This is a genomic window from Skermanella sp., assembly GCF_059503625.1.
The window spans coordinates 1-2,466 of sequence record NZ_JCACHA010000127.1 but is presented as its reverse complement, the minus strand read 5'-3'; the positions used below and the strand labels follow the sequence as shown (position 1 = coordinate 2,466).

The following is a 2,466-nucleotide window of genomic DNA, read 5'->3' as shown; positions in this document are numbered from 1 at the left end:
GGACGCCCTTTACGAGCCCGCCAACATCAAGGAGCACATCTTCTGGCCGTCCGTGCTCTGCATGCTCACGGTCTTCTCGACGGCCTTCACGCTCTTCATCGCGTTTCAACGGGGCTATTTCCAAACGCCGAGCATGATCCTGGGCGGAGCGTTCCTGGTCGGAGCCGACGGCTTCAAATGCCCTGGCCTGGAATGCCCGAAGGGCATCCAGCCGATCATCGACAGCCATCAGCTCGGCTCGCTGCTCGTGATCGAAGTTTCCTTCCTGGCCGCCTATGTCTGGGCGCTGTGGCAGCTCTTCCAGAGGATGGTCACCCGCGACGTCACGGTATACGCGTTCCACGCCATCACGATCAGGGTCGTCACCGCGGCCATCCTGTCGCTGATCGTCTTCCAGGGCCTTTCGCCCGCAAGCGGCAAGCTCGCAGCCCATCAGCCTTCCGAGGCCACGGACGCCGCCATGGCGACACCGGCGGTCCTGCATGTTCAGGATCGGACCGCCATGCCGCCGCTGCCGCTCCTTGAAACGGATCTCAACTACTTCATCCTGCTCGCCTTCGCGATCGGCTTCTTTCCGGAAACCGCGCTGACCTGGCTGGGAGCATTGGCAAGGAAGCGCATCTTCAACATGGGGCCTTCCACCAGCTACCTGGACATCGAGGAAATCGAAGGGATCGACAGCTACACGCGCGCCCGTCTGGCCGAACTCGGCATCTTCGACGCGCCGCGTCTTGCGACCTGCAATCCGATGACCCTGGCGCTCCGCACGCCCTATGCGCTGCAACAGATCATCGACTGGATCGGACAGGCCCAGCTCCTGCTTCTGCTGAAGAAGAAGACGTTCAATACGCTTCGGGAGCAGGGCATCCGCACCAGCTTTCAATTCTACGAACTGCTGGCATCGCAGGCCAACGCCCCGATGCCCGCGGCCGTCGACGCAAGCTACTGCAAACTGATGCTGCAAAACGATCCGGCCTTCGTCAGGGCGAAGGAAGTCGCCGTCCGGATGCTGCAATAGACCGGCACGAAAGGCCGGCGGGGAGCGAACCTCCCCGCCGGCCCCACCCCCCTCAGATCTTGTCCAACAGCCCACGCCCGGCCAGATTGCGGATCAGGGCGCGGGTGCCGAAGGTCCAGGGCGGCGCCTTGTCGCTGGTGGTCACCCGGTTGACCAGGGCTCCCAGCTTCGGCGTCTCGATCCGGACCACGTCGCCGACCTTGTGGGTGAAGCCGGCGCCGGGTTCGTCGCGGTCCTCGACGGGTGCGAACATCGTGCCCAGGAACAGCACCAGCCCGTCGGGATACTGGTGGTTCCTGCCGATCGCCTGCGACACCAGGTCCAGCGGATCGCGGCTGATCTTCGACATGGAGCTGCTGCCGGTCAGGCGGTAGCCGTCGGTGCCTTCGACGCTCATCGCCAGCTCGGCCTTCCGCACGTCCCCGATGCCGAAGGTCTCGTCGAACAGGCGGATGAACGGCCCGATGGAGCAGGACGCGTTGTTGTCCTTGGCCTTGCCGAGCAGCAGGGCGCTACGGCCTTCCATGTCGCGCAGGTTGACGTCGTTGCCCAGCGTGGCGCCGACGGTCTTGCCTTCGGACGAGACGGCCAGCACGATTTCCGGCTCCGGGTTGTTCCAGGTCGATGCCGCCAGGATGCCGATCTCGGCCCCCGTCCCCAGCGACGACATCGGCTGGCCCTTGGTGAAGATCTCGGCGTCGGGGCCGATGCCGACTTCCAGGTACTGCGACCAGACGCCCTTCTCGATCAGCAGGTCCTTCAAGCGGGCGGAGCTTTCCGAGCCGGGCTCGATCTCCGACAGGTCGGTGCCGATCGCGTCGATCATGGTCTGGCGGACGGCTTCGGCCTTGCCGGCGTCGCCGCGCGCCTGTTCCTCGATCACGCGCTCCAGCAGGCTGGCGACGAAGGTGACGCCGCTGGCCTTGACCGCCTGCAAATCGACGGGACACAGGAACCACGGCTTCGACGGGTCGTTGGCGTCATGGGCGCTGTTGGCGAGGATGTCGGCAAGGTCGCCGATCCGGTTCGCCGTGGCAAGCCCAGTGCGGACCACGGCCACCGGATCGGCGGCATCCAGCAGGGTGCTCATGGTCGGCGCTTCGGCCGTCACGTCGTAGACGCCGTCTCCCCGGATCGCGACGACGGCGGGGCCTTCCGGCAGTTGGACGCGCCCGACCAGGGTTCCGGCGCAGCCATCCTCGGGCAAGGTGTTTTCGGGCGTAAGCAGGCTTTTCACTCAGGTTCCTCCAGGCGCATCGGCGCGTGTCGTTGGCGCGTGTTCTTAGGTCTTCAAGTCACGGCGGGAGCTGATCCCCGTATGGCGGGTATACCACGCTGTCTGCTTTGATCCGAGACGCCGCGTGCCCACTCTCGAATTTATCTGTTGGGCAGACCACTTGAGAACCGAACCGAGTTTTGAGGAGGGAGAGGCAAATGCCCTCGCGTGA

The 2,466-nt window shown here is 64.9% G+C and carries 2 protein-coding genes; one reads left to right on the top strand and one right to left on the bottom strand.

Translation table 11 applies throughout. The features are described 5' to 3' along the window. Window positions 1-1,018, top strand: a 1,018-nt coding sequence (locus tag AC5JJ6_RS03425; protein ID WP_496040701.1) for a hypothetical protein, incomplete at its 5' end; no start/stop codon positions are given. A gap of 52 nt (window positions 1,019-1,070) precedes the next feature. Here the strand turns inward: AC5JJ6_RS03425 and AC5JJ6_RS03420 are convergent. After that, on the bottom strand, window positions 1,071-2,255 hold the full coding sequence (locus AC5JJ6_RS03420; protein WP_496040700.1) for a fumarylacetoacetate hydrolase family protein: 1,185 nt from the start codon (window positions 2,253-2,255) through the stop codon (window positions 1,071-1,073). Between the last annotated feature and the right edge of the window lie 211 nt (window positions 2,256-2,466).